We start from the raw sequence: 22,893 nt of genomic DNA on the forward strand, positions 1-22,893 counted from the left end.
AGACCATAAATGCACATTATCGAATTAACGATAACGCATTCATGGTCTCTCCTGTTCTCCGGCCGAGTTATTAACTTGATTTCATTATAGCATACTCCAGCTCATTTGAGAAAGGATACATGTTGTTTTTTATTTAAACGCCATAGCGGCATGTACGGCTTTCTTCCAGCCTTCATATAATTTTTCACTTTCTTGCTCTTCCATGGATGGTTCAAAGGTTTTATCCACCGCCCATTGCCGGGAGATTTCTTCTTGATCCTTCCAATACCCGACAGCAAGGCCTGCTAAGTATGCAGCACCTAATGCAGTGGTTTCGTTTATGGTCGGCCTCTCGACGGGCACACGTAATAAGTCGCCCTGGAATTGCATCAAGAAGTCATTCTTGACTGCCCCGCCATCCACTCTTAATGTTTGCAGCTCGATTCCTGAATCTGCCTCCATTGCATCAAGGACATCCTTCGTTTGATACGCAAGTGATTCAAGTGTGGCACGAATGAAATGTTCTTTTGATGTGCCGCGCGTCAAACCAAAAACGGCTCCCCGCACTTCGCTGTCCCAATATGGAGTTCCAAGTCCTACGAAAGCTGGTACCACATATACTCCATCCGTACTTTCCACCCGTTTTGCATAGGCCTCGCTGTCCTTGGCATCATGCAGCATCCGCAGGCCATCGCGGAGCCATTGGATGGCGGAGCCAGCTACGAATATACTGCCTTCAAGTGCATATTCGACCTTCCCATTCAAGCCCCAAGCAAGGGTCGTCAATAGTCCGTGTTCGGAGCTGACAGCCTTGGTTCCTGTATTCATGAGCATGAAACAGCCTGTTCCATACGTATTTTTAGCCATTCCTTCATTAAAGCAGGCTTGGCCGAATAATGCTGCCTGCTGATCACCGGCTGCCCCGGCGATCGGAATCGATTGGCCGAAGAAATGATAGTCGATCGTACGTGCATATTCCTCTGAGGAAGGCCTCACTTCCGGCAGCATCGACTTTGGTACAGTCAATATCTCAAGCAGTTCTTCATCCCATTTCAGTTCATGGATATTGTACATCAATGTCCGGGATGCATTGGAATAGTCCGTTACATGAGCCTTGCCTCCTGATAGCTTCCAGATCAGCCAAGTATCGATGGTACCGAATAACAGCTTGCCTTCATCTGCCTTTTGCCTTGCCCCTTCCACATTATCGAGGATCCATTTCACTTTCGTTCCGGAAAAATAGGCATCTATCAACAATCCCGTTTTATCCCGGAATAAATCATTAAGTCCCTTTTCCTTCAACTCATCACAGATTCCACTTGTTTGCCTGGACTGCCATACAATCGCATTATAGACAGGTGTACCTGTTTCCTTATCCCAAACGACTGCCGTTTCACGCTGATTGGTGATCCCGATACCGGCAATTTGCTCTGGTTTTACACCGGATTCAGATAGTACACCGGCAATCACCGCCAGGATCGATCCCCAAATCTCATTGGCGTTATGCTCGACCCAGCCTGGTTTAGGGAAATGCTGTGTGAATTCCTTTTGGGAGGAATGGACGATTTCCCCCTTTTCATTAAATAAAATCGCCCTAGAACTTGTTGTTCCTTGATCTAATGATAAAATGTATTTTTCCATTGTGTATGCCCCCTTTTAATTAACTAGCGATATTTCTGCTATCCATTTCATTTGACTGTTTTTTACCAAAAGCATAGGCTACTATCAATAGTACCAGGCTTGCACCCATAACAGACCAAAATCCTGCCGTTATTTCCCCCATAAAAAATGCTTTATAACAAACGGCACCAAGTGAACCCCCTACAATCGGTCCAACGACCGGAATCCATGAATAGCCCCAGTTGGAATTGCCTTTACCAGGTATCGGCAGCAAAAAGTGAGCGATGCGCGGCCCCAGGTCGCGGGCCGGGTTAATGGCGTATCCTGTCGTTCCCCCAAGTGACATCCCGATCACGACAATCAATAACCCTACTGCGAATGGGTTTAGACCCTCTGTAAAATCATTGGCCCCTATAAATAATAGACCAAGAATAAGGATGAAAGTTCCAATCATCTCACTTAGTAGATTTGAAAATGTGTGCGGGATTGCAGGTGAAGTCGCGAACACACCAAGCTTCGCCCCTGGATCATCCGTAGCTTTCCAGTGTGGCAAATAGTGCAGGAATACTAGAGTTGCGCCGAGTATCGCGCCAATCATCTGGGCAACGATGTAACCGGGCACATCACTCCATGGAAATTCTCCAATAATGGCAAACCCAACTGTGACCGCCGGGTTTAAATGCGCCCCGCTTATGGACCCCACTGCAAAAACACCCATGGTAACAGCCAATCCCCATGCAATCGTGATAACGATCCAGCCGGCATCTTTTGCATAGGAACCCTTTAAGGATGAACCTGCCCCAATACCTGCTCCGAATAAAACTAAAATCATCGTGCCTAACACTTCTCCCCAAAATGGAGTCATGATAAAACCCTCCCCTGATAATTTTTTAAACCTTGCCAACAAATAAAAGGAGATCCACAGCAGAACTATCTTCATAAAAAAATTATGAATAGATCTGTTGTGAATCTCCTAGTCTCCGTCACATATATTAACTTGTACTGTAAAATATACTAGGTTATGAAAACGCTGTCAATAATTTGTGAGAAATTAATCTATTTTTCTGTAATTTTTTTCAATTTTTCCCTATTAGACGATATCCCATAATTCCGTTTTTGAAGTGGTGATTGACGATGCCCCTGCATCAAGGGCATTCAGGACTTCATCCGAAGTACGTATGAGGCCGCCTGCAAAAATCGGTGTCTGCAATCGTTCCTTCACTTCTTTTATCATCCATGGCATGGCGCCCGGCAATACTTCGATATAATCCGGCTTTGTTTTCTGCACCAGCTTATAACTTTTCTCAAGCGCATGTGAGTCTATTAAAAAGATTCGCTGGATGGCAATGACCCCCTTTTGCTTCGCCTTCAATATAACGCTTGATTTAGTCGAAATCAGCCCATAGGGGTTATATTCCTGACAAATGAATTCCGTCGCGTACTCATCACTTCTTATGCCATGGATCAAATCGACATGATAAATCATTTTCTTATTATGCTGCTTTGCCATCATACTTACATTTTTCAATTGTGAGATATGCAAATCAAGAAACACACCTATTTCATAGGAACTTTCTAGAAATCTTTCGAAATCCTTCATGCTTGCTGAAGCAGGCAAAATCTTCTGATCCATCATTATCCTCCTCATTCCCAGAAAAACTCAAAACTTCAAGTCATTTAGTATATTTTAAAGAGCTTGATTTATCAAACACATTTTTTCATGAACCATGTCATCTTAACACTATCATACCTGGCAAACCCTTTATAGGTTACGGCTAAGGATATATGTAAAATATCCCCTTAAATCATATAGAAAGTTTCATTTTCAATGCACCTTCGGCGAGTTCATACGATTTAATTGTGCCAATCGGAATTTTCCTCACGATGCTCCAAGCATTAACATTCATTTTGATTGCTCTTTTTTCATATTCAAAAAATGGCGGTCTGTTAAATATCCTTTGGTTGATGAAATTCCTGTCAATGGGTTCCATTTCCACTAATTCGAATGAAATCGTTCTTTTTTCCACATGAACCGGTTTTAATGTAATCCGGAAAGCCACGTTTTTCTTAAACATCATTTTTTTCACTTCCATCGTACCGGAAAGCACAATATGCCTTGGCGTAATCTCGACTTTAATATCCTGACCAGATGATTTCATTTTTATGATTCTCTCTATCATGGCTTCAGTTACCGTAAACGGTATGCCATTTTTGAATGGACTCATCCTTGCATCCCCTCCACACTCAAAGCATATGCCGGATTCCCTGATGCCGTTAACATTTCAGCCCGGGTTAATAAACGGTATATTCGAAATATTCCACCTCCACCCCTTGACCTTCATAAAAACTACCTGTATAGTCATAGTTAATTTAATAGACAACTCTTATCCAGAGAGGTGGAGGGACTGGCCCTTTGATGCCTCAGCAACAGACTGATCTTGTACTGTGCTAATTCCAGGAGTGTAAAAACTTGAAGATAAGAAGAGTATATAGCTTTATTGCCAACACCTCTTCTTATTTTTAAGAAGAGGTTTTTTATTTTTAAAAGGAAAGAAGGAATCAACATGTCAATCACATTAACGAAAGCACCATTCAGGGCGGACCACGTCGGAAGTTTATTAAGACCGGAACGTTTACATATTGCCAGAAAGGACTTTAAGGAAGGTACCATTTCAGCTGAGCGGCTTCGTGAAATTGAAACCGAAGAAATCAAACGGATCGTCGATAAACAAATTGAAGTTGGTTTAGAGTCCGTTACGGACGGTGAGTTCAGACGAACATGGTGGCACTTTGACTTCCTCGAACATTTAAATGGCATCGAGGGATATGTAACTGAAAAAGGCCTCACATTCGATGGTGCCGAAACAGAGAGATATAATGTTCGCAATACCGGGAAGGTTTCATTCAACCCTGAACATCCCTTCATTCGTGATTTCATTGAATTGAATAAAATCGTGAACGGACGTGCCGTTGCCAAGCAAACCATTCCCAGTCCGAATCAATTATTTGCTGCAGGCATTCATAATGAAGACGTCTACCCTGATATCGAAGACTATGCAAATGATATCATCAAAGCCTATCAGCATGCTTTGAAAGCCTTTTATGAAGCAGGTGTGCGTTATCTTCAATTGGATGATGTATATATTGCCAGACTTTCAGCTCCGGATTTCCAGTTCAAGGATGGAAAATATACGAGGGAACAATTAATTGATCTTGCACTTCGGGTCATTAATGGCGCATTGGAAGGCAAACCAGAAGACCTTATCGTCACTACCCACCTATGTCGCGGAAACTACCAGTCGACATGGGCGTTTGAAGGAAGCTATGCCCGTATCGCCCCAACTTTATTGGCAAAAGAAAAAGTGGATGGATTCTTCTTGGAATATGATGATCAACGCTCAGGGGATTTCAAACCCTTGAAATACATTCCAAATGGCGGTGCACGGGTCGTACTGGGTGTCGTCACTTCAAAAAATGGGGAAATCGAGGACAAGGAAGCTGTTAAGGCACGCATTAAAGAAGCCTCACACTTCGTTCCGCTCGAACAATTATGCTTAAGCCCCCAATGCGGCTTCGCCTCCACACATCACGGCAACAAGCTAACCGAAGCACAGCAATGGGAAAAACTGAAATTCGTCGTTGATTTAGCAAAAGAAGTATGGGAATGATTCATCCTTAAATGTAAAGTAAAAGCTAGGCATTAGGAAGGCCTAGCTTTTCTTCAAAACAACTCAATAAAATGTTTTGCCGTTTTGGAAAGATAACGATCTTGTCTAAAAACCAAGGCTATATTCGATTGAATTGAAGAATCGATAATATCCAGCACTTTCACTCCTTTTAAAATATGGGGTGAAACAGCTGATTTCGGAACAATACTCGCCCCAACTCCAGCTGCAACCAGAGAAAGCAGAACATTTACATCATGGCATTCGCATAAAATATTTAGCTGTATTTCCCGCTTTTTAAATTCCTCGATAATTTCCTCGTAAATCCCTGGTCCTTTTTCCCTATGCACTAAAAGCAATGGGATGTTTTCAATATCCTTTAAATGAACCCTATCCTTCGAAGTGAAGCTGTCCCAATCCTCAGGTACAACAAAAACATTCGGCACTTGTCCTAAGTTCAAACTGGAAAGACCCTTCATCTCGACAGGTAAATGAACAATGGCAAGTTCGATATCCTGATTCTCCAAATAATTACTTATTTCATATGGATCTCCTGCGAATATTTTAAAGGAAACGGAAGGATATTTTTTCTTGAAACTATTAATTTTATCAGGTAAATAAGACATATACGCAAGTACGGAACCTACTGAAAGTGTACCTTTAATTCCCTCACCCGTTTCCTTCACTTCGAGCAAGGAGTCCTCGAAATATTGCAGCATATCCTTAGCCTTCTCGTAAAGTACCCTCCCAGCTTCGGTCAACTCCATACTTTTACCGTTCCTTTTTCGCTCAAGTAAAGTAGTCCCTAATTCTTCTTCCATAAGGCGGAGCTGCTGGCTTAATGGCGGCTGTGACATATTCAACTTTTTGGCTGCACGGGAAACCTGGCCTTCTTCTGCAAGAATGAGAAAATATCGTAATTGTCTAATATCCATATTGGCACCTCTGATATATATGTATATCGTATATAAACTTAATTATATAGATATTTTAAATATGATACAAACAGCAGTAAAATATATTTGTTTACAACATAAAGGGGTGTTCAAAATGGAGAAATTCAAGGATTTAAACAAAAGCTTCATCAATGGGGAATGGATGGAAGGCTTAAGTCAACGCAGATATAATATTTTAAACCCATACAATAATGCCGTGATTTCAAATGTGAGCTTGGCTACATCAAAACAGCTCGAAGAATCATTTGAAATAGCAAAGAATGCTCAAAAAGGTTGGGCAAAAACATCAGCCGAAAAACGTCGTCAGGTCCTGCTTAAAGTTGGTGAATTCCTGCAGGAAAACCGGAATGAAATCGTTGAAATGATTTCCCGTGAAACAGGTGGATCGCTTATTAAAGCAAACGTTGAATTTCAGCTTACTATGGAAATAGTCGGAGAATCTACTAACATGGTGGATGAAATATATCAAATGCATGAAGTTCCGTCAGCTATAGAGCATAAAGTCAATCATATACATCGTCTGCCACTAGGAGTTATCTCTTCAATATCTCCGTTTAACTTTCCGATGAACTTGTCAATGAGAACCATCGCACCAGCCATTGCATTAGGAAATGCAGTCGTTCATAAACCGGACGTTCAAGTTGGATTTACTGGAGGAATCATCATCGCTGCAGCATTTGAATATGCCGGTCTTCCAAAAGGGGTCTTTAATATGATCCTTACTGACCTGGAAGAAATCGGTGATGGCATGCTGACAAACCCGATTCCTAAATTAATCAGCTTCACAGGCTCTACTCCTGTAGGACAGCACATCGGGGCCATTGCAGGGAAAAACCTAAAACGAGTTGCGCTGGAGCTCGGCGGTAATAATCCTTTCATTGTATTATCTGATGCAGATGTGGACCGTGCCGTTGATGCTGCAATCTTCGGGAAGTACATTCACCAAGGACAGATTTGCATGTGCATTAACCGCATAATCGTGCATAAAGACCTTTACGAAGACTTTACTGCAAAATTCGTTGAACGTGCAAAAGCTCTTCCATTTGGTGACCAATTAGATCCTAAAACAATCATTGGACCACTTGTCAACGAGCGTCAATTAGAAAAAGTACAACAAATCATCGAGGAAACTAAAGCTGCCGGGGTCAATGTTGCACTTGAGGGAAAACGCATTAGCAATGTGCTGACACCAACTATTTTCCGGGATGTACAGAACTCGGATAAAATCGCACAAACAGAAATGTTTTCTCCTGTCGTGTCCATCATTCGAACAGAAACGGATGAAGAAGCCATTGATATCGCCAATGACACCATTTATGGTTTAAGTTCGGCTATCTTCACTTCTGATCTGGAAAAGGGCGAACGCTTAGGGTTACAAATCGACAGCGGAATGACACACATCAATGATCAAACCGTTAATGATGGAACGAACATACCATTCGGCGGGAACAAAATGAGTGGTTTAGGCAGATTCGGAAGCCCATGGATTGTCGAAGAATTCACTGTTACGAAATGGATTTCCCTTCAAACTCACTATCGCGAATATCCATTTTAACCATTAATTCATCGGGCATCTGATACAACCTTTTAGGATGTATACAGATGCCTTTTTTCAGTAATTGCGTACTAAGGAAAGGCAAAAAAAAGAACGGCCATCTGCACGTTCCCTTTTTACTTGCAGCTATCATCTTCATCCTCCATTTTCTTCATGAATATATCATCCGTCACCCTATCTTCCAGCTTATTCCTCAAGGCTAATTCCGCAGCCTTCCCATCACTAGGCGATCCGTCCGAGAAATACATCGGAAACAGGGAGAAAAACATAATATAAAAAGAAAAATAGATAAATTGATACCAGATTACCGAGCTGTCCAGGATATTCTGATACACTAAGCTATATATGATCAGCATGCTGATCAAATTGAAGATGGCCCCCCCTAAATAGATCAGGGTATTCGTCAATCGATTATCATGTTTCAATCCCTTGAACTCACAAGTACCATTCCAAAAATAATATTTCCTCACTTCTATGTTCCGAAAGGCGAAAAGCTTATTCCCACACCCGATCAAGATCTTCTTTTCTGATCCCCCAAAGATCGTAACAAAGAAAATATGCCCGCTCAAATGTATCAGTGTAACGATCGGCATGATCAAAAAAAAGGAAAATAGAAATTTAATGATATCAGAGAGACCAAACATATTTAACTAACCCTCCTTACCAGCGATTTCCTTACCAGGATGCTACTCTGATACCCTGCCCACACTGGTTATAACTAGTAAATTTTCACAGTGGGAATATGTTGCTTTCCACAAATGATAAGAGGATAATTGTTCTCCTCCCGCTTCACTTCGAACTTCGAACGATCATATCGACCCTCCCCCTGCTTTTTCCGGCATTCAAAAAAAAACAGGCTATCACCTTCCAAAAAAACCGGAAAAGTGATAGCCTTTACATTTTTATTTAGCGATTGGGGGTGCGAAGGATTTCTGCGTTGTTTTGTCCTGGCTCCAAGCCTGCATGTTTATATTCAGGGGTGAAAACCGATGTTTTGATCGGGCAGGCGATTTGCCTCTGGACATTCCCTTTTCCGTCAGGTACCTCGACGATCATTCCCCTCCCCTTCAATTGGGGATGCTCGGCCGCTTCGGTGAAAGTCAGCACTGGTTCTGCGCAGGCCTCGAATTCAGCGAATATCTCCTGCCATTCATGAAAATCTCTCTCGCGGAAAGCCAGCCGGACGGCCGTTTTAAACCTGATTCCGCTTTCTTCATCGCTTTTCATGCTCAGCTCATATAATTCGGGTGCACCGATCGCTTCACATAATGCTTTTCGAAAAGGGGGCTCAAGGCTGCCTACCGAAAAATAGCGTCCATCTTTCGTTTCGTAAAAGTCATAAAAAGACCCTCCGTTCAGCATCAGTTTTTCTGGTTCAAGTTCAAGGCCCCTTTGTAAATTCCGAGGTGCGGATATGGCATTCAAGGCAAAACTGCAGTCGGTCATGCTGATGTCGATGGCTTGGCCGAATCCTGTTCTTTCCCTGTGAATGACTGCAGATAATATTCCGATGACAGCATGCAGTGAGCCTCCGGCAAGATCTGCTATTTGGGTTCCGTTTTTTGCCGGGCCGTCCTTTTTCGTACCGGAATATCCTGATAAGCCAGCAATCGAAATATAATTGATATCATGTCCCGGTCGGTCTTTATAGGGGCCAGTCTGGCCGTAGCCCGTGATGGAACAGTATATCAGCTTCGGGTTGATCGATTTTAATGCCTCATACCCCAGTCCCAGACGTTCCATGACACCTGGACGGAATTGTTCAATGACGATATCGTATTCCGTCACTAGGTTTCTTACGGATTCGATAGACTCGGATTGCTTTAAATCCAATGTGATCGACTTCTTCGATCTGTTAAGATATTGGTTTACACCCCATGAATCCTTTGTCCCCGGCCTCTCCACCTTCAAAACATCCGCTCCTAAATCCGCTAGCATCAAAGTGGCAAATGGGCCTGGCAGTAACGTTGAAAAGTCCAATACTTTTAAATGAGTCAATAAGGTCATCAGCCGTGCACCTTCCCTTTCCCTTGAAAATAGTAAAAGCCCTCCAGTCGTTCTGTACATGCAATAAAGCCGAGTTTACGATTATCATATAACACCTCCCATAACATTTGTATAAATTTCCATTTAATAAAAATAAAAAGCCAGGAATCAGCTTCCTGGCTTTTTATAATGAGCCTATAGAAAACAAGTAAAAGCCGGACAATTTAAAACTGCATTGTCCGGCTGCTTTTACTTTAAGCTTGTTCATTCATATTTTTTGTCAAAGTCAAATTCGACTTCATCAAGTTTAACGAATTTAGTTTTTCTTACAAATTTATAGCCAAGCCATAGACCAAGGAAAAGCGGGATTCCCAGGTATGCAGCTACAACACTGCCCCAATCGATATGGTCTGAGAAAAAGGCTTGGATATTTTGGGACAGGATGACGATCATGCCGATTAAAATGGCAAAGATCGGTCCGATCGGGAACCATAATGCCTTATATGGCAGCTTTTCCAATGAATGGCCTTGAGCGATGAACGCTTTCCGGAAACGGTAATGGCTGATGGAAATGCCGAGCCAAAAGATGAATCCTGTAATTCCAATGGCATTCATTAACCAAATATACACTTTACCATCGCCGAATATGGAGGCTAAAAAGGCCAGCATGCCGATGGAGCATGTCAAAATCATGCCTGCAACCGGTACGCCGCGTTTATTAAGTTTTGCAAAAATACGCGGTGCTTGCCCATCTTTTGCCATTGAATATAACATGCGCGTAGATGCATATAGACTAGAGTTACCAGCAGATAATACCGCTGTTAAAATGACGGCATTCATAAGCGAAGCGGCAAAGGCCACTCCAGCTTTTTCAAAAATGAGCGTGAATGGGCTTACCATGACGTTATCACCTTGCAAACTCGAGTTCGTATAAGGGATAAGCAGTCCAATTACGAAGATTGCCAATACGTAAAAGAGCAAGATCCTCCAGAAGACACTTTTAATGGCCTTCGGTATATTCCGTGCAGGATCTTCACTTTCCCCGGCAGCCACACCGACAATTTCGGTACCTTGAAAAGAAAAGCCAGCCGCTATGAAAACGATGAAGACACCCATGAACCCGCCCGGGAAAGGAGCGTCATCGACGGTGAAGTTTTTAAATCCTACGGCTTCGCCGCCCATAATGCCGACGATCATTAGCAGCCCGACGATAATAAAAATAACGATGGCGGTTACTTTTATGAAGGAAAACCAGTATTCCCCTTCACCATATCCTTTAACGGATAAATAGTTCAATAGGAAAATGAGCACCAAGAATGATGAACTCCATAACAATGATGGACTATTCGGAAACCAGAATTTCATGATCATTGTCGAGGCTGCCAACTCTGCAGCTATCGTCATCGACCAATTGAACCAATACGTCCATCCCAAGGCAAAACCAAATGCCGGATCGACGAATTTCGATCCATAGGTACTGAAAGAGCCGCTTGTCGGCATAAAGGCTGCCAATTCCCCTAAGCTCGTCATCACAAAGTACACCATTGCCCCAACTAAGGCATAAGCAAGTAATGCCCCGCCTGGCCCAGCTGTATGAATGGCTGCCCCGCTGCTGAGGAACAGCCCGGTACCAATAGCCCCGCCAATGGAAATCATCGTTAAATGGCGGGATTTCAAACCGCGCTTTAACCCTTGTTCTTCTTGCTTTGGAGGATGCAAGATGTCATTTTCTTGTTTTGGTATCATAATTTTTCATCCCTTTCTATATAAGCGCTTTCATATATGGGGAAATCATTTAATAAATTTTCCTATTTCATAGACTCTCAAATAGACCTAATTTACAATTCGAATTCCTTTTCTGAATATATGCAATTTTCATGCCAAGTTTACAAAGCGCAATATTCAACAGATTATCCAAAAAAATGCCTTCAATAGACAAATTTCTTTGCACTTTACGCCATGTTTTTTTGCACATTATGCCATGTTTTTTTGCACATTTATTCATTTGGTTTAATTTAAATACATTCCAAATATTACTAAAAGAATATATTCAAAGAATATTTCTATTAAAATCCATTTTTCTCCATTTTATTCCTTTAAATGTCATATTTTTTGCGAGTTTTCTCCATTTGATAATAATTATGAAACGATGTAAAAATGAGGTATTCTCATGAAGGAGTTGAATGTTATGAAAGGTAAGGTATTTTTAGGAACTGCACTATCAATCGGTCTATTATTTTCTGCTATTCCCCATCAAGAAGCTTTAGCGGCAAAAAATGTGTTAAGTGTTGAAAAGTACAATAAGCATAGGGATTCGCTAGAATACAAGTCTGGGAAGCTTACGGACCCCTCAAAGCAAACGGCAGAAGATATCATTCTTACCTTTTTTGATCAAAACAAAAAGTCTTACAAGCTAGAAAAGCAAAAGGCGAAGGACTCCTTCACGATCGAGAAAGAAAGCAAGGATGAACTGGGCAATACCGTCCTTAAATTGCAACAAACCTATAAAGGCGTACCAGTATGGAATTCCACACAAGCCGTATTGATTGACGCTAAAGGTGTATTGACCGTCGTGTCCGGTACGGTTGAAGCCAATCTAAACACGAAATTAGGGAAAAAGGCTAAAAAAGGCATCAGTGAATCCGAAGCTATCAAGATAGCTGAAGCGGATCTGGGGTTCACACCTGCCTACGAGCAATCACCTGAATCCGACCTATATGTATACGCAAATGAAGGCAAGGCCGATTATGTATATAAAGTCAATTTGAAATTCTTAAGTCCGGAACCAGGAAATCATAATTATTTCATTTCAGTCAAAACGGGTAAAATCCTGAATAAATATAATACATTGGATGAAGTGACGGGGACCAACTCCGTCGGAACGGGCACTGGCGTCTTAAACAATACGGTGTCGCTGAACACTACCTTATCCAACGGTCAATACTACTTACAAGACAATACACGCGGTAAAGGCATCTACACGTATAACGCCAATAACCGTTCAAGATTGCCTGGTACACTCTTTTCCAACACAACAAATGCTTTTACTGCTTCTGCCGATAAAGCTGCGGTGGATGCCCATTATTATGCGGGTAAAACCTATGATTATTACAAATCCACATTTGGCCGGAACTCCTATGATGGTAATGGAACCATCCTGAAATCAACCGTCCATTATGGCTCAAGATACAATAATGCTTTTTGGGATGGCACCCAAATGGTTTACGGTGATGGAGATGGCACGACGTTCATCCCATTGTCCGGCGGGCTCGATGTCGTTGCGCATGAATTGACGCATGCCGTCACTTCCTCGGAATCGAACCTTACCTATCAATATGAATCCGGTGCTTTGAATGAAGCGATATCTGATATTTTTGGCACTGTCGTAGAATTTAAGAATCAAAGTGCCAAAGCCGATTATTTGGTCGGGGAAGATATTTACACACCTAACATTTCCGGTGATGCACTCCGCTCGATGGCTAATCCAACATTGAATGGGGACCCTGACCATTATTCGAACCGTTATACAGGAACGGGTGATAATGGCGGAGTCCACACGAACAGCGGAATTATTAATAAGGCAGCTTATTTAATCTCTGCAGGCGGAACCCACCATGGCGTGAGTGTTTCCGGAATCGGCATCGATAAACTAGGAACCATCTTTTATCGGGCAAACACAACATATTTAACTTCGTCGTCTACTTTTTCACAAGCCAGAGCGGCCGTCATACAATCGGCCTCTGATTTATACGGTTCAAGCAGTGCAGAAGTCACGGCTGTCAAAAATGCCTTTACAGCTGTCGGTGTGAATTAACAGATTTACCCATATATCAAACACCTCCCTAGCTTCCCTTTTAGCGGAGGTGTTTTTTCGTATCGGTCTACCTTGCGAGGATCATTTCGGCCGTTCGTTCCCTTTTTTCGTCCTTGATGTGAAGAATTCCGTCCTACGGTACAGGCGGGGCCTCAATAAAAACAAACTGAGTCGTTTACTAAAAATGATTAATTCCGTAAAATAGTTGCTTTTCTTCTTATTAACTGTCAAGCTTAGATGATCTGGACTATATTGAATAGAACAAGTAGGTGACGAACATGATTGAAGTTAAAACTTCCACACTCAGTGATGGCGAGTTCAATAGAGGCGTATTCGCAACACGAGATATTAAAAAAGGTGAGCTTTTGCATGAGGCACCTGTCATTGCATATCCGAACGAGGAGCATGTTTTCATTGAGAAGACATTGCTGGCTGATTATGCGTTTGAATATGGAATTAACCATACTGCCATGCTTTTAGGCTATGGCATGCTGTTTAATCATTCTTATACACCCAACGCTACGTATGACATAAACTTCAAGAATCATACGTTTGATTTCTTTGCTTACACCGACATAAAAGCAGGAGAGGAAATCCTGATTAATTATAATGGTGAAGTCGATAATGAGGATCCGCTTTGGTTCAATAAAGAAAATGACGGCGAAGATGAAGCTGAATGATCATTGATCCTTCATGAAAGCACTTGTACTTTTGAATGCCTGTCCATGGCCTTCGAAAGAAACGAGTGCTTTTCATTTTTCCTTTCACCTGCTTGAAGATTTCACGGTGATTTTAAATCGTTTTAGTTGTTTACTATGAGAATATTAAGCAATAAAAAAGCCCCAATAAGAAAAACTTAAAGGGGTATTTGGATTTCGGAATGCTCGCACCCCGAACCATGATTTTAAACTTGATTATCTGTTGATTATACGAATGGAACCCTCTCTAAATTGAAGAAATTTGCGACACTCCTGCCGAATAACTGGCTAGACGAGACCCCAAAGACGCTTGCGTCGAGGAGGCTTGGCAGACAGTCGGCGGAAAGGGAGCGGATTTCTTCAATCAGCGGGAACTTTTTAAAAAAACTGGTTCTTCTCTATTTTGTTTACAGTTTGACCCCATTAAGATTAACTTAATGGGGTCAATTCACCTTAACGTACGGATGGGTTACTTGATTTTGTTTTGGTTATTGATTGGAATTGGCTCTTCACCTTGTCAATGGTTTCTGGGGTGGCTAGAGATCTTATTTGACTCATGGTTTTTTCACGGGTTTTCTTATTGCGCATTAAAAATGCGGCTGCTCCTATCAGGACGGTTCCAAGCATTTTGTTTGATGGCATGTAGTTTCCTCCTTCAAGTTAGTCCTATATAGTGTTCCCTCTATCAGCTGATTTAAACAAAGCATCCTTTCGAGAGAGCGGTTTCGCTTTTATTCATCCTCGCTCAGGCTTTCGATGTACTTTATGCTTTCGGGATTTTTCACGACTTTTTCCGCTTGATCCGGGTCAGCTTTCGTTTGCTTCATGTTGTTAAGTTTATATGTCAGCACTCTTTTCACTGACTCGTTAATTCTATCCATTGGAACTTCCCCTGCTTTTACTGCTTGCAGTAAACCGTTATATACCTCAAGCTCATGGGAATATTCATGACAGACAAGTAATAAGTCGGCTCCTGCGAGGATTGCCTGCTTCCCCATCTCATCATAGGAGAAATACTTGTTCACAGCCCCCATTTCCAAATCGTCGGTAACGACAAGTCCCTCATATTTGAGTTTCCCCCGAAGCAGGTCTTCTATGATGATTTTAGAAAGGCTTGCTGGTTTTTCTTTATCATAGGCTGGATATTTAATGTGGGTCACCATCACGAAAAACTTTTGGTTATCCATTTCACTTATGATTTGCTTGAAGGGATAGATATCCGAATTTTCCAGATCAAGTTGGTTTGCCTCCACGGAAGATGTTTCGACATGCGGATCGATTTCGCTGCGTCCGTTTCCGGGAAAGTGCTTCAATGCACCAGTTATCGATACATCATTCAAGCCTTGAATGGCTTTCTTTCCGTATTGATAGACCTTTTCCGGATCTTGCCCCAATGAACGTTTATCCGTTTTCGATAGATCAAGTACAGGGGCAAAATTAATGTTAATCCCCATGGTGCCCAGTTCTGTCCCATTCAATTTGGCCACCTTGTACATGTCTTCAATAGAGGCATTTTTTCCAAGATCCTGTTGCGCAGGGAGGGGCGATACCCTTTCCTTCATCCTGATGATGTCCCCGCCTTCCTGATCGATGGCCACCATCAACGGAAGCGAATGTGCACTTTGATTGGCCGTTTGCTGAAGCGAGTTGGATAACCTGGCCACTTGTTTAGGTGATTTCATATTCCGGTCAAAATAAATGACGCCTCCTATATGTTTTTGTTCGATGAGCTCCGTAATTTCATCGCTCTTTTCAGTCCCCTTGAAACCGACCATCATAAGCTGTCCGATTTTTTCTTCAAGCGTCATTTTATTCAGTAATTTCTCTATTCTCTCATGATTAGCTGCATCGTCGTCTTTCCCTTTTTCCGCTCTGGAATCGACATCCATATTCAACTGAATGAACACGGCTGAAAAAGCGAGGATTGCGATGAAAAGCAGGCCCATAAATATTTTTTTATTCCTCATATTTTGACCTTCTGTCCTTTCTTGTTTGCCCTTTTATTGATTTTGTTGCACACTTCTTAATCATGTTCATAAAGTAACGATTCTATATCATCATTGCGGATTTTTTTGCATAAACCATTAGCCGCGTCTAATACTACATACATAGCCTAATTCCAAAGGAGATGCACCCATGAACGGAATCTTGAAGAACATTGCCGTCACTTTCGGTCATGCAGTCGATTATGCAAAAGAAAAAATAACAGCCATTACAGGAACAACTTCTGTTACGATAGCGGAATTGAGTGAGCATATCATCAATCAGCCCGAAACAAAACTAATCAGGAAAGACCTTTTAGGGATACCTTTTTCCTTTTATCATTTACAAATGGAAGACGTTACGTACTATTTGGAAATGAAAAGCTCACAGGTTCTCCAGTTGGATGTTCAAGCGCATAATCATACGATTGTGTCTTACAGGTCTTATCGAGATAAATCCAGCTTGCCCACGGCCATTAAATTTCCTAAAACCCTTTTATCCGAATGACTCTGGTACAAAAATAAAAAAGCTGATATCCCCTGCATATGGGGTTATCAGCTTTTTTTCAAATCTTATAGGGAAAAAAAACGGTCTCTTTCACTTGAAATCCATTTCTCGGCATCTTCTTCATCCTTTTTAACCAAGCGGTTAACGAGGATATCATGCCAAATGTAATTTTCGAGAAAATTGATATGAATGGGATCATCTGTGTAGAACGCCGTTTCTCTCGTTTCGGGCGAAGGGCCGTAAATCGTCTCCTTGCCATCAATGGATAAGATGAACCATTTGTTTTCCCCGATATTTTCCACATAGCTTGTTTGGCGATGTATATCTATACCCGATAATGGGTTTTCAACCTGAAATGCAATCCCCTTGAGCGTGCAATGCGCAGCGGCCCCTATTAGCTCTTGTTCAAGTTTTCCATACATCTCGTCCCATAGGGAAACCACCACCCTTTTCTCGGCTTTTTGAATCAAGGTACGGCAGAAGGATAGGATGTGCCCTTCACCTTTAAGCGTCATTACACGATTGTCGGACATCGGTTCGTTTTTCTCGAATTGCTTTAATGTATGGCTGATGGATTGATAGGTATTGTTCCATTTTGACTGAACCGATTCCAAAAAAACATCGACTGGCAGCGGTGAATATTTTATCGAGTCATTGATTTCCTCTTTTAAGACGATTCCTTCTTCTTGCAGTCCATTTAATATTTCATAGATGCGGGCCCTTGGAATTCCTGACTCCTTGCTTACTTGATAGGCACTGGTTGGGCCTTGGCGAACCAAAGAAACATAAGCCTTTGCTTCATATTGACTAAACCCGAGAGACTGTAGTTTTTGAATGATATCTTGCATAGTACCTCCTAGTGCTTTGGTAAGTTATATGCCTATCATACCAAATCTCTTATCGAAATCTATTCGATTTCAAACAGTATGGCTCAAATATTCTTATTTACAGGACGGTTCATATTAGTTACTATCTAAATAGTGACTAATATGAACGCGTGGATTATGGCTCCAGCAAAACAAGCATTTCAGCCATAATACCACTGATACGGAGGCTTCTTGGATGGAAGATATACAAATTTCAACACTTTTGCTGCTGATGTTTTTCGGATTTTTGGCAGCATTCATTGATTCCGTGGTCGGCGGCGGCGGCCTGATTTCGATACCCGCTTTATTATTTTCAGGACTTTCCCCGTCAGCAGCGATCGCTACGAATAAGTTAGCAAGTTCCATGGGGTCCTTAACAAGCACCATTGCATTCATTCGCTCAGGTAAGGTTGATTTCAAATTGGTTTCAAAACTTTTCCCATTGATTTTCATAAGTTCCCTGCTAGGAGCTTGGGTTGTCAATTTCGTCTCGCCTGAATTATTAAAGCCAATGATCTTGGTTTTATTAATAGCTATTGCCATCTATACCTTTTTTAAAAAGGACTGGGGCCAGAAATCGACTTACCATACACTCACATGGCAAAAGGCTGGACTATTTGCGTTCGCTATATTTGCCATTGGTTTTTATGATGGCTTTTTCGGCGCTGGAACGGGATCCTTCATTTTGTTTGCCTTTTTAATGATTGGCTTTGATTTTTTGAACTCTGCAGGAAATGCCAAATTTTTGAACTTCGGAAGTAATTTGGCGGCACTGATCATGTTCATATTCCTTGATACCGTCAACTTTTCCTATGGAATTCCAATGGGGATCTCCATGATAGCAGGAGCGTTGGCCGGTTCTAAATTTGCCATTAAGAAGGGAGTGGCATATGTAAGAGTATTATTTATCATCGTAACCGTCATTCTGATCATGAAAAATATATTGGATTATATAATGGGCGGCTAATCTTTTAAAAAAATAGACGACAGCACAACGTTCCCCGCACAGAATTTGACATATAGGAATTATTTGGGTATATGATAGGTAAAGACTGTGTGGAAAGGTGTGATTGGATGGTTGGAAAGTGGAATGGCGAAGAAATGGCAGATGTATCGGGGCAAACCATTGTGATTACTGGTGCAAATAGCGGGCTTGGCTTCGAAACGGCTTTTGCTCTGGCCGGTAAGGGGGCAGAGATCATCCTTGCGGTCCGGAATGCTTCAAAGGGTGAAAAGGCGGTCGATAGAATCTTATCGGTCCATCCAAAGGCAAATGTACGTGTGATGGAGCTGGATTTAAGTGATTTGAGCAGCATTCGGCATTTTGCCGCTTCCTTTCAGGAAAACTATGAATCTCTCTCCGTCCTCATCAATAACGCAGGTGTGATGATTCCGCCGTACAGTAGGACGAAGGATGGCTTCGAGCTGCAATTCGGCAGCAATCACCTCGGTCATTTTGCTTTGACCGGCCTCCTTCTTCCGCGTATCCTTTCTACGCCAAAATCGCGTGTGGTCACATTGAGCAGCTTGGCCGCCATCAATGGATATATAGACTTCGAAAATCTAAATGGTGAAAACGGTTACAAACCAATGAAATACTATGGGCAAAGCAAGCTGGCCAATCTACTCTTCGCCCGCGAATTACAGAATAAATTCAACCAGCATGGCGCAACCCCAATCAGTGTTGCCTGTCATCCGGGCCTTTCCCATACTAATCTCATGTCACGCGGTTCTGGCAAACCCATAAATAGATTCGTGCACTTTCTTTCCAAAACCATCACCCAGCCGGCAAGTATGGGGGCATTGCCTACCCTTTATGCCGCAACGGAACCTGCATTGACAGGCGGGGAGTATATCGGACCCGATGGAAAGAAGAGCAGAAAAGGCTTTCCCAGAAAAGACGAGATCATCGACACCTTATATAATGAAGAAACGTCGAAAAGATTATGGGATATTTCAGAAACCTTGACAGAGGTCAAATATCGTTTCACTGAAAGCATGACGCCAAAATGACTCTATATTTCCCTGTCTTCGCTCATGAACAGTGCAAAAAGAAAGAGGGAGCATAATGCCCCCTCTTTTCGCTTCCATCATTCAGCGTCAAAAACTTCGACTTTTTCCATTTTGTCGCCATTTTTCATGGCTTTGGCTGTTTCAAGTCCAGAAGTCACTTTACCGAATACTGTGTGAACACCGTTAAGATGCGGTTGTGGTTCATGCACGATAAAGAATTGGCTTGAGCCTGTGTCTTTTCCAGCATGTGCCATAGATAGGCTTCCTGCCTCATGTTTATGAGGGTTTCCTTCTGTTTCACATTTGATTTGTGTGCCGCTTCCGCCTGCGCCTGTACCTGTTGGATCTCCGCCTTGGCTTACGAAACCAGGGATTACACGGTGAAAGACTACGCCATTATAAAATCCTGTGTTTGCCAAGTTTTCGAAGTTAGCCACTGTGTTAGGTGCTTCGTTCGGGAAAAGGTCGAATTCGATTTTTTCTCCATTTTCCATAAGTATGTATCCTTTTTTAGCCATGTTAAACATCTCCTTTAATATGAATTGAATCAAATCTAATAGTACCATTTTTAGTAGCAGAAAGAAAAGGAAGCGCTACTTATTTCGAATTGTATCATTATACATTCCTCTATTTTTTCTTTTATAATGGGATAGATTCATTATTATAAGGGGGAACGAACCATGATACAGCAATTTGATGCATTAGTCGTGAATAAGCAAGATGATCAATTCACCGTTAACATTCAGCAGCTATCACTTGATGATCTACCTCAAGGCGAAGTGCTCATCCGTGTTCATTATTCCGGTGTGAACTATAAAGATAGCCTTGCAGCCATTCCAAATGGAAACATTGTCAGCAGCTATCCGATCGTTCCTGGAATTGATATGGCTGGTGTTGTCGTTTCATCTGAGGATTCCCGCTTTAAAGAAGGAGACGAAGTCATTGCGACCTCCTACGGAATTGGCGTTTCCCAATCAGGGGGCTATAGTCAATTTGCCCGTGTTCCTGCCGAGTGGATCGTCCCGCTTCCTGATGGCCTAACAATGAAAGAGGCGATGATCATCGGAACGGCCGGTTTCACTGCAGCACTATCGGTACTGCGGCTGGAAGAAAATAACCTCACACCTGAGCAAGGGAGCGTTCTTGTCACTGGTGCAACTGGCGGGGTCGGCAGTTTTGCCGTCTCGATCCTTTCCAAACTTGGCTATTCCGTTGAGGCGAGTACTGGAAAGGAATCGGAACATGGATATTTGAAGGCAATCGGTGCGTCGACCATTGTATCCCGTGAAGATGTATATGATGGCAAGCTTCGGGCTCTGGGCAAACAGAAGTGGAGCGGGGCGGTAGATCCCGTCGGCGGTGAACCGTTAGCTTCGGTCCTTAGCCAAATCAAGTATGGCGGAGCTGTGGCGGTAAGCGGATTGACAGCTGGGACAAGCCTTCCTGCCACCGTCTTTCCATTCATCCTAAGAGGTGTTAATCTACTTGGGATCGATTCGGTCAATTGCCCGATGGATACAAGATTGAAAGTTTGGCACCGCCTTGCCACCGACTTTAAACTAGAGGATTTGGAACAGCTCGTTCAACAGGAAATTACACTTAAGGAATTGCCTGACGTCCTTCCTACCCTATTAAAAGGGGAAGCAAGAGGCAGGACGATCGTTAAACTATGAACCAAAAAGTGACGAGAGCATTGCTTCTCGTCACTTTTCATTGTGAACTTTCATAGATAGGGAGACTGATATCGACAATCGTCCCTTCTCCCACTTCGCTGCTGAAATGAATTTCCCCATTATGCTCATGGATGATTTTGGTGCTGACCATGAGCCCAAACCCTGTTCCTTTTTCAGATGTACTATAAAAAGGCTGCCCTAGATGCTTCATGCGCTCATTTGAGATTCCGCAGCCTTGATCAATGAACCGGATCATCGCAGATTCACCTTCATGGTTTAACTGTATATGAAGTTTGCCGCCATTCGGCATGGCTTCTATCGCATTATTGACGACATTCGTGAATACTTGTTTTAACTGATTCGGTTCGCCAAAGACAGATGCCGAATCCGTATTATATTCCTTGATGATTTCGACATCATTCAATATCGCTTGAAACTCGGCTAACGTAATCACACTGTCCAATATCTCGTTAAGCTGAATGAGTTCACAAACCTTCGCTTCAGGCTCTGCTAAACTTAAAAACTCATTGGCCAGGATTTCGATTTTTTTAACTTCGCTGACCGTCATTTCAAGATAGTCCTTTTGCTCAGGGTCTTCCCTTAATAATTGCAAAAACCCTTTGACCGTAGTTAATGGATTTCTTATTTCATGTGCGATGCCTGCAGCCATCTGTCCTACCGCCGATAACATATTGGATTTACAGAGCAGCTCTTCGGTCTTTTTACGCTCCGTAATATCCCTACAGAATACCTGTATTGCTGGTTGCCCTTTATAAATAATCGGAAGACCGAGTGTTTCTCCATAAAATTCTTGTCCGTCAAGCCGAATGAACTTTTGTTCCAGTAAACCAACCGCCTGATGATCGTCCCTCATGATTTCGATTCTTCTTTGTACACTTTCCCGGGACTCCAGTTGGACGAACTGAAAAACCGATTTACCGATAATATCTTCCACACTATCCATCCCAAGCATTTTTGCCCCCATGGGATTCATATACTCGATGATCCCATTGCGATGTACAAAAATCGCTTCAGGTGACACCTCCACTAAACTGCGATACCTTTGTTCACTTTCCTTCAAGGCAGCTTCAGCAAGTTTTTGATTCGTAATATCCCGATAAACGAAAACCAATGCGCACGGCTCATTTTCATTATCGCGGATATTAAACAGGGAGATGCTTACATCTATTAACTGGCCATCCTTCCTTAACCTGACCGTTTCAAAGCCTTTCTTTTGTACCCCTGCCTTAATTTGGTCATGCAATTCATTGACTGACTCCTTCAAGAAATCAGGAATAATTGGAAACGGCATGCCAATGAGCTCCTCATTCGTCCATCCGAAAAACTCTTCAAAAGCTGCGTTCACCTGAAGGGTCTTTCCTTCCAGATCAACAATGGAAATGGCGTCCGGGTTGTTCTCCATGAAAGACTTGAATTTCTCGGTACTATCCTCCGGCTGTTCTCCCATTTGCCCTTGTCCATAATCAATAAGCCTTTTACTCATCAATTTTTTATTCCTTTCTTATCCGGAAATTTACAGTCTCAATTTTACAGTATCAGTAAATCATTTGCCAGTTT

21 protein-coding genes and 1 riboswitch are annotated in these 22,893 nt (G+C 42.3%); of the genes, 8 read left to right on the plus strand and 13 right to left on the minus strand.

Annotated elements, in window-relative coordinates; all coding sequences use genetic code 11:
* Nucleotides 1–129: 129 nt before the first annotated feature.
* The 4 genes from glpK to MHB45_RS21800 all read right to left on the minus strand — a co-directional run bounded on the left by glpK (nt 130) and on the right by MHB45_RS21800 (nt 3,824).
* Nucleotides 130–1,620, minus strand: coding sequence for a glycerol kinase GlpK (gene glpK, locus MHB45_RS21785; RefSeq protein ID WP_048683285.1), 1,491 nt, complete (start codon nt 1,618–1,620; stop codon nt 130–132).
* A 19-nt stretch (nt 1,621–1,639) separates the two neighbouring features.
* Nucleotides 1,640–2,464, minus strand: a complete 825-nt coding sequence (locus tag MHB45_RS21790; RefSeq protein WP_048683279.1) for an MIP/aquaporin family protein — start codon at nt 2,462–2,464, stop codon at nt 1,640–1,642.
* A 225-nt stretch (nt 2,465–2,689) separates the two neighbouring features.
* On the minus strand, nt 2,690–3,232 hold the full coding sequence (locus MHB45_RS21795; protein ID WP_048683275.1) for a glycerol-3-phosphate responsive antiterminator: 543 nt from the start codon (nt 3,230–3,232) through the stop codon (nt 2,690–2,692).
* A 172-nt stretch (nt 3,233–3,404) separates the two neighbouring features.
* Nucleotides 3,405–3,824, minus strand: coding sequence for a hypothetical protein (locus tag MHB45_RS21800; protein WP_048683271.1), 420 nt, complete (start codon nt 3,822–3,824; stop codon nt 3,405–3,407).
* A 156-nt stretch (nt 3,825–3,980) separates the two neighbouring features.
* A riboswitch (SAM riboswitch) is annotated at nt 3,981–4,082 on the plus strand.
* An 81-nt stretch (nt 4,083–4,163) separates the two neighbouring features.
* Here MHB45_RS21800 and MHB45_RS21805 point away from each other — a divergent pair.
* Nucleotides 4,164–5,267, plus strand: coding sequence for a 5-methyltetrahydropteroyltriglutamate--homocysteine S-methyltransferase (locus MHB45_RS21805; protein ID WP_048683270.1), 1,104 nt, complete (start codon nt 4,164–4,166; stop codon nt 5,265–5,267).
* A gap of 53 nt (nt 5,268–5,320) precedes the next feature.
* Here the strand turns inward: MHB45_RS21805 and MHB45_RS21810 are convergent, their stop codons facing one another.
* Nucleotides 5,321–6,199 (minus strand): LysR family transcriptional regulator, encoded by an 879-nt coding sequence (locus MHB45_RS21810; protein ID WP_048683267.1) that lies wholly within the window; start codon nt 6,197–6,199, stop codon nt 5,321–5,323.
* Nucleotides 6,200–6,314: 115 nt separating this feature from the next.
* Between MHB45_RS21810 and MHB45_RS21815 the strand changes: the two genes are divergently transcribed.
* Complete coding sequence (locus tag MHB45_RS21815; protein WP_048683264.1) at nt 6,315–7,775, plus strand: aldehyde dehydrogenase family protein; 1,461 nt, start codon at nt 6,315–6,317, stop codon at nt 7,773–7,775.
* Nucleotides 7,776–7,891: 116 nt separating this feature from the next.
* On the opposite strand, the gene MHB45_RS21820 is transcribed toward MHB45_RS21815, so the two are convergent.
* The 3 genes from MHB45_RS21820 to MHB45_RS21830 form a co-directional block, all read right to left on the minus strand.
* Entirely contained in the window at nt 7,892–8,419 is a 528-nt protein-coding gene (locus MHB45_RS21820) for a membrane protein (RefSeq protein WP_048683261.1), read from the minus strand.
* A gap of 262 nt (nt 8,420–8,681) precedes the next feature.
* Nucleotides 8,682–9,782, minus strand: coding sequence for a CaiB/BaiF CoA transferase family protein (locus tag MHB45_RS21825; protein ID WP_048683341.1), 1,101 nt, complete (start codon nt 9,780–9,782; stop codon nt 8,682–8,684).
* Nucleotides 9,783–10,025: 243 nt separating this feature from the next.
* Complete coding sequence (locus MHB45_RS21830; RefSeq protein WP_048683255.1) at nt 10,026–11,507, minus strand: amino acid permease; 1,482 nt, start codon at nt 11,505–11,507, stop codon at nt 10,026–10,028.
* A 442-nt stretch (nt 11,508–11,949) separates the two neighbouring features.
* Between MHB45_RS21830 and MHB45_RS21835 the strand changes: the two genes are divergently transcribed.
* Nucleotides 11,950–13,575 (plus strand): M4 family metallopeptidase, encoded by a 1,626-nt coding sequence (locus MHB45_RS21835; RefSeq protein WP_048683339.1) that lies wholly within the window; start codon nt 11,950–11,952, stop codon nt 13,573–13,575.
* 278 nt (nt 13,576–13,853) lie between these two features.
* The gene (locus MHB45_RS21840) at nt 13,854–14,255 is read left to right on the plus strand and encodes an SET domain-containing protein (protein WP_034310428.1); all 402 of its coding nucleotides are present in this window, start codon (nt 13,854–13,856) and stop codon (nt 14,253–14,255) included.
* 471 nt (nt 14,256–14,726) lie between these two features.
* Here the strand turns inward: MHB45_RS21840 and MHB45_RS21845 are convergent, their stop codons facing one another.
* Both MHB45_RS21845 and nagZ read right to left on the minus strand, forming a co-directional pair.
* A complete protein-coding gene (locus MHB45_RS21845; protein WP_034310424.1) occupies nt 14,727–14,915 on the minus strand; it encodes a hypothetical protein in 189 nt (62 codons plus the stop codon).
* 89 nt (nt 14,916–15,004) lie between these two features.
* On the minus strand, nt 15,005–16,240 hold the full coding sequence (nagZ, locus tag MHB45_RS21850; RefSeq protein WP_081088497.1) for a beta-N-acetylhexosaminidase: 1,236 nt from the start codon (nt 16,238–16,240) through the stop codon (nt 15,005–15,007).
* Between the two features lie 169 nt (nt 16,241–16,409).
* Between nagZ and MHB45_RS21855 the strand changes: the two genes are divergently transcribed.
* The gene (locus MHB45_RS21855; RefSeq protein ID WP_048683253.1) at nt 16,410–16,763 is read left to right on the plus strand and encodes a hypothetical protein; all 354 of its coding nucleotides are present in this window, start codon (nt 16,410–16,412) and stop codon (nt 16,761–16,763) included.
* Nucleotides 16,764–16,828: 65 nt separating this feature from the next.
* Here the strand turns inward: MHB45_RS21855 and MHB45_RS21860 are convergent, their stop codons facing one another.
* Entirely contained in the window at nt 16,829–17,611 is a 783-nt protein-coding gene (locus tag MHB45_RS21860) for a TrmB family transcriptional regulator (protein WP_034310422.1), read from the minus strand.
* Between the two features lie 214 nt (nt 17,612–17,825).
* Between MHB45_RS21860 and MHB45_RS21865 the strand changes: the two genes are divergently transcribed.
* Nucleotides 17,826–18,596: a TSUP family transporter gene (locus tag MHB45_RS21865; RefSeq protein WP_340908101.1), complete on the plus strand. Its 771-nt coding sequence runs from the start codon at nt 17,826–17,828 to the stop codon at nt 18,594–18,596.
* 107 nt (nt 18,597–18,703) lie between these two features.
* Nucleotides 18,704–19,642 (plus strand): oxidoreductase, encoded by a 939-nt coding sequence (locus tag MHB45_RS21870; RefSeq protein WP_072272314.1) that lies wholly within the window; start codon nt 18,704–18,706, stop codon nt 19,640–19,642.
* A 77-nt stretch (nt 19,643–19,719) separates the two neighbouring features.
* Here the strand turns inward: MHB45_RS21870 and MHB45_RS21875 are convergent, their stop codons facing one another.
* Nucleotides 19,720–20,160, minus strand: a complete 441-nt coding sequence (locus MHB45_RS21875; RefSeq protein ID WP_034310415.1) for a peptidylprolyl isomerase — start codon at nt 20,158–20,160, stop codon at nt 19,720–19,722.
* A gap of 162 nt (nt 20,161–20,322) precedes the next feature.
* On the opposite strand from MHB45_RS21875, the gene MHB45_RS21880 reads away from it, so the two are divergent.
* Nucleotides 20,323–21,315: an NADPH:quinone oxidoreductase family protein gene (locus MHB45_RS21880; RefSeq protein ID WP_048683242.1), complete on the plus strand. Its 993-nt coding sequence runs from the start codon at nt 20,323–20,325 to the stop codon at nt 21,313–21,315.
* A 37-nt stretch (nt 21,316–21,352) separates the two neighbouring features.
* Here MHB45_RS21880 and MHB45_RS21885 read toward each other — a convergent pair whose 3' ends face one another.
* Complete coding sequence (locus MHB45_RS21885) at nt 21,353–22,819, minus strand: PAS domain-containing sensor histidine kinase (protein ID WP_072272313.1); 1,467 nt, start codon at nt 22,817–22,819, stop codon at nt 21,353–21,355.
* Nucleotides 22,820–22,893 lie beyond the last annotated feature (74 nt).

Origin of the sequence: Peribacillus sp. FSL K6-5616, assembly GCF_038008245.1 — a bacterium.
Classification (GTDB): Bacteria; Bacillota; Bacilli; order Bacillales; family DSM-1321; genus Peribacillus; species Peribacillus frigoritolerans.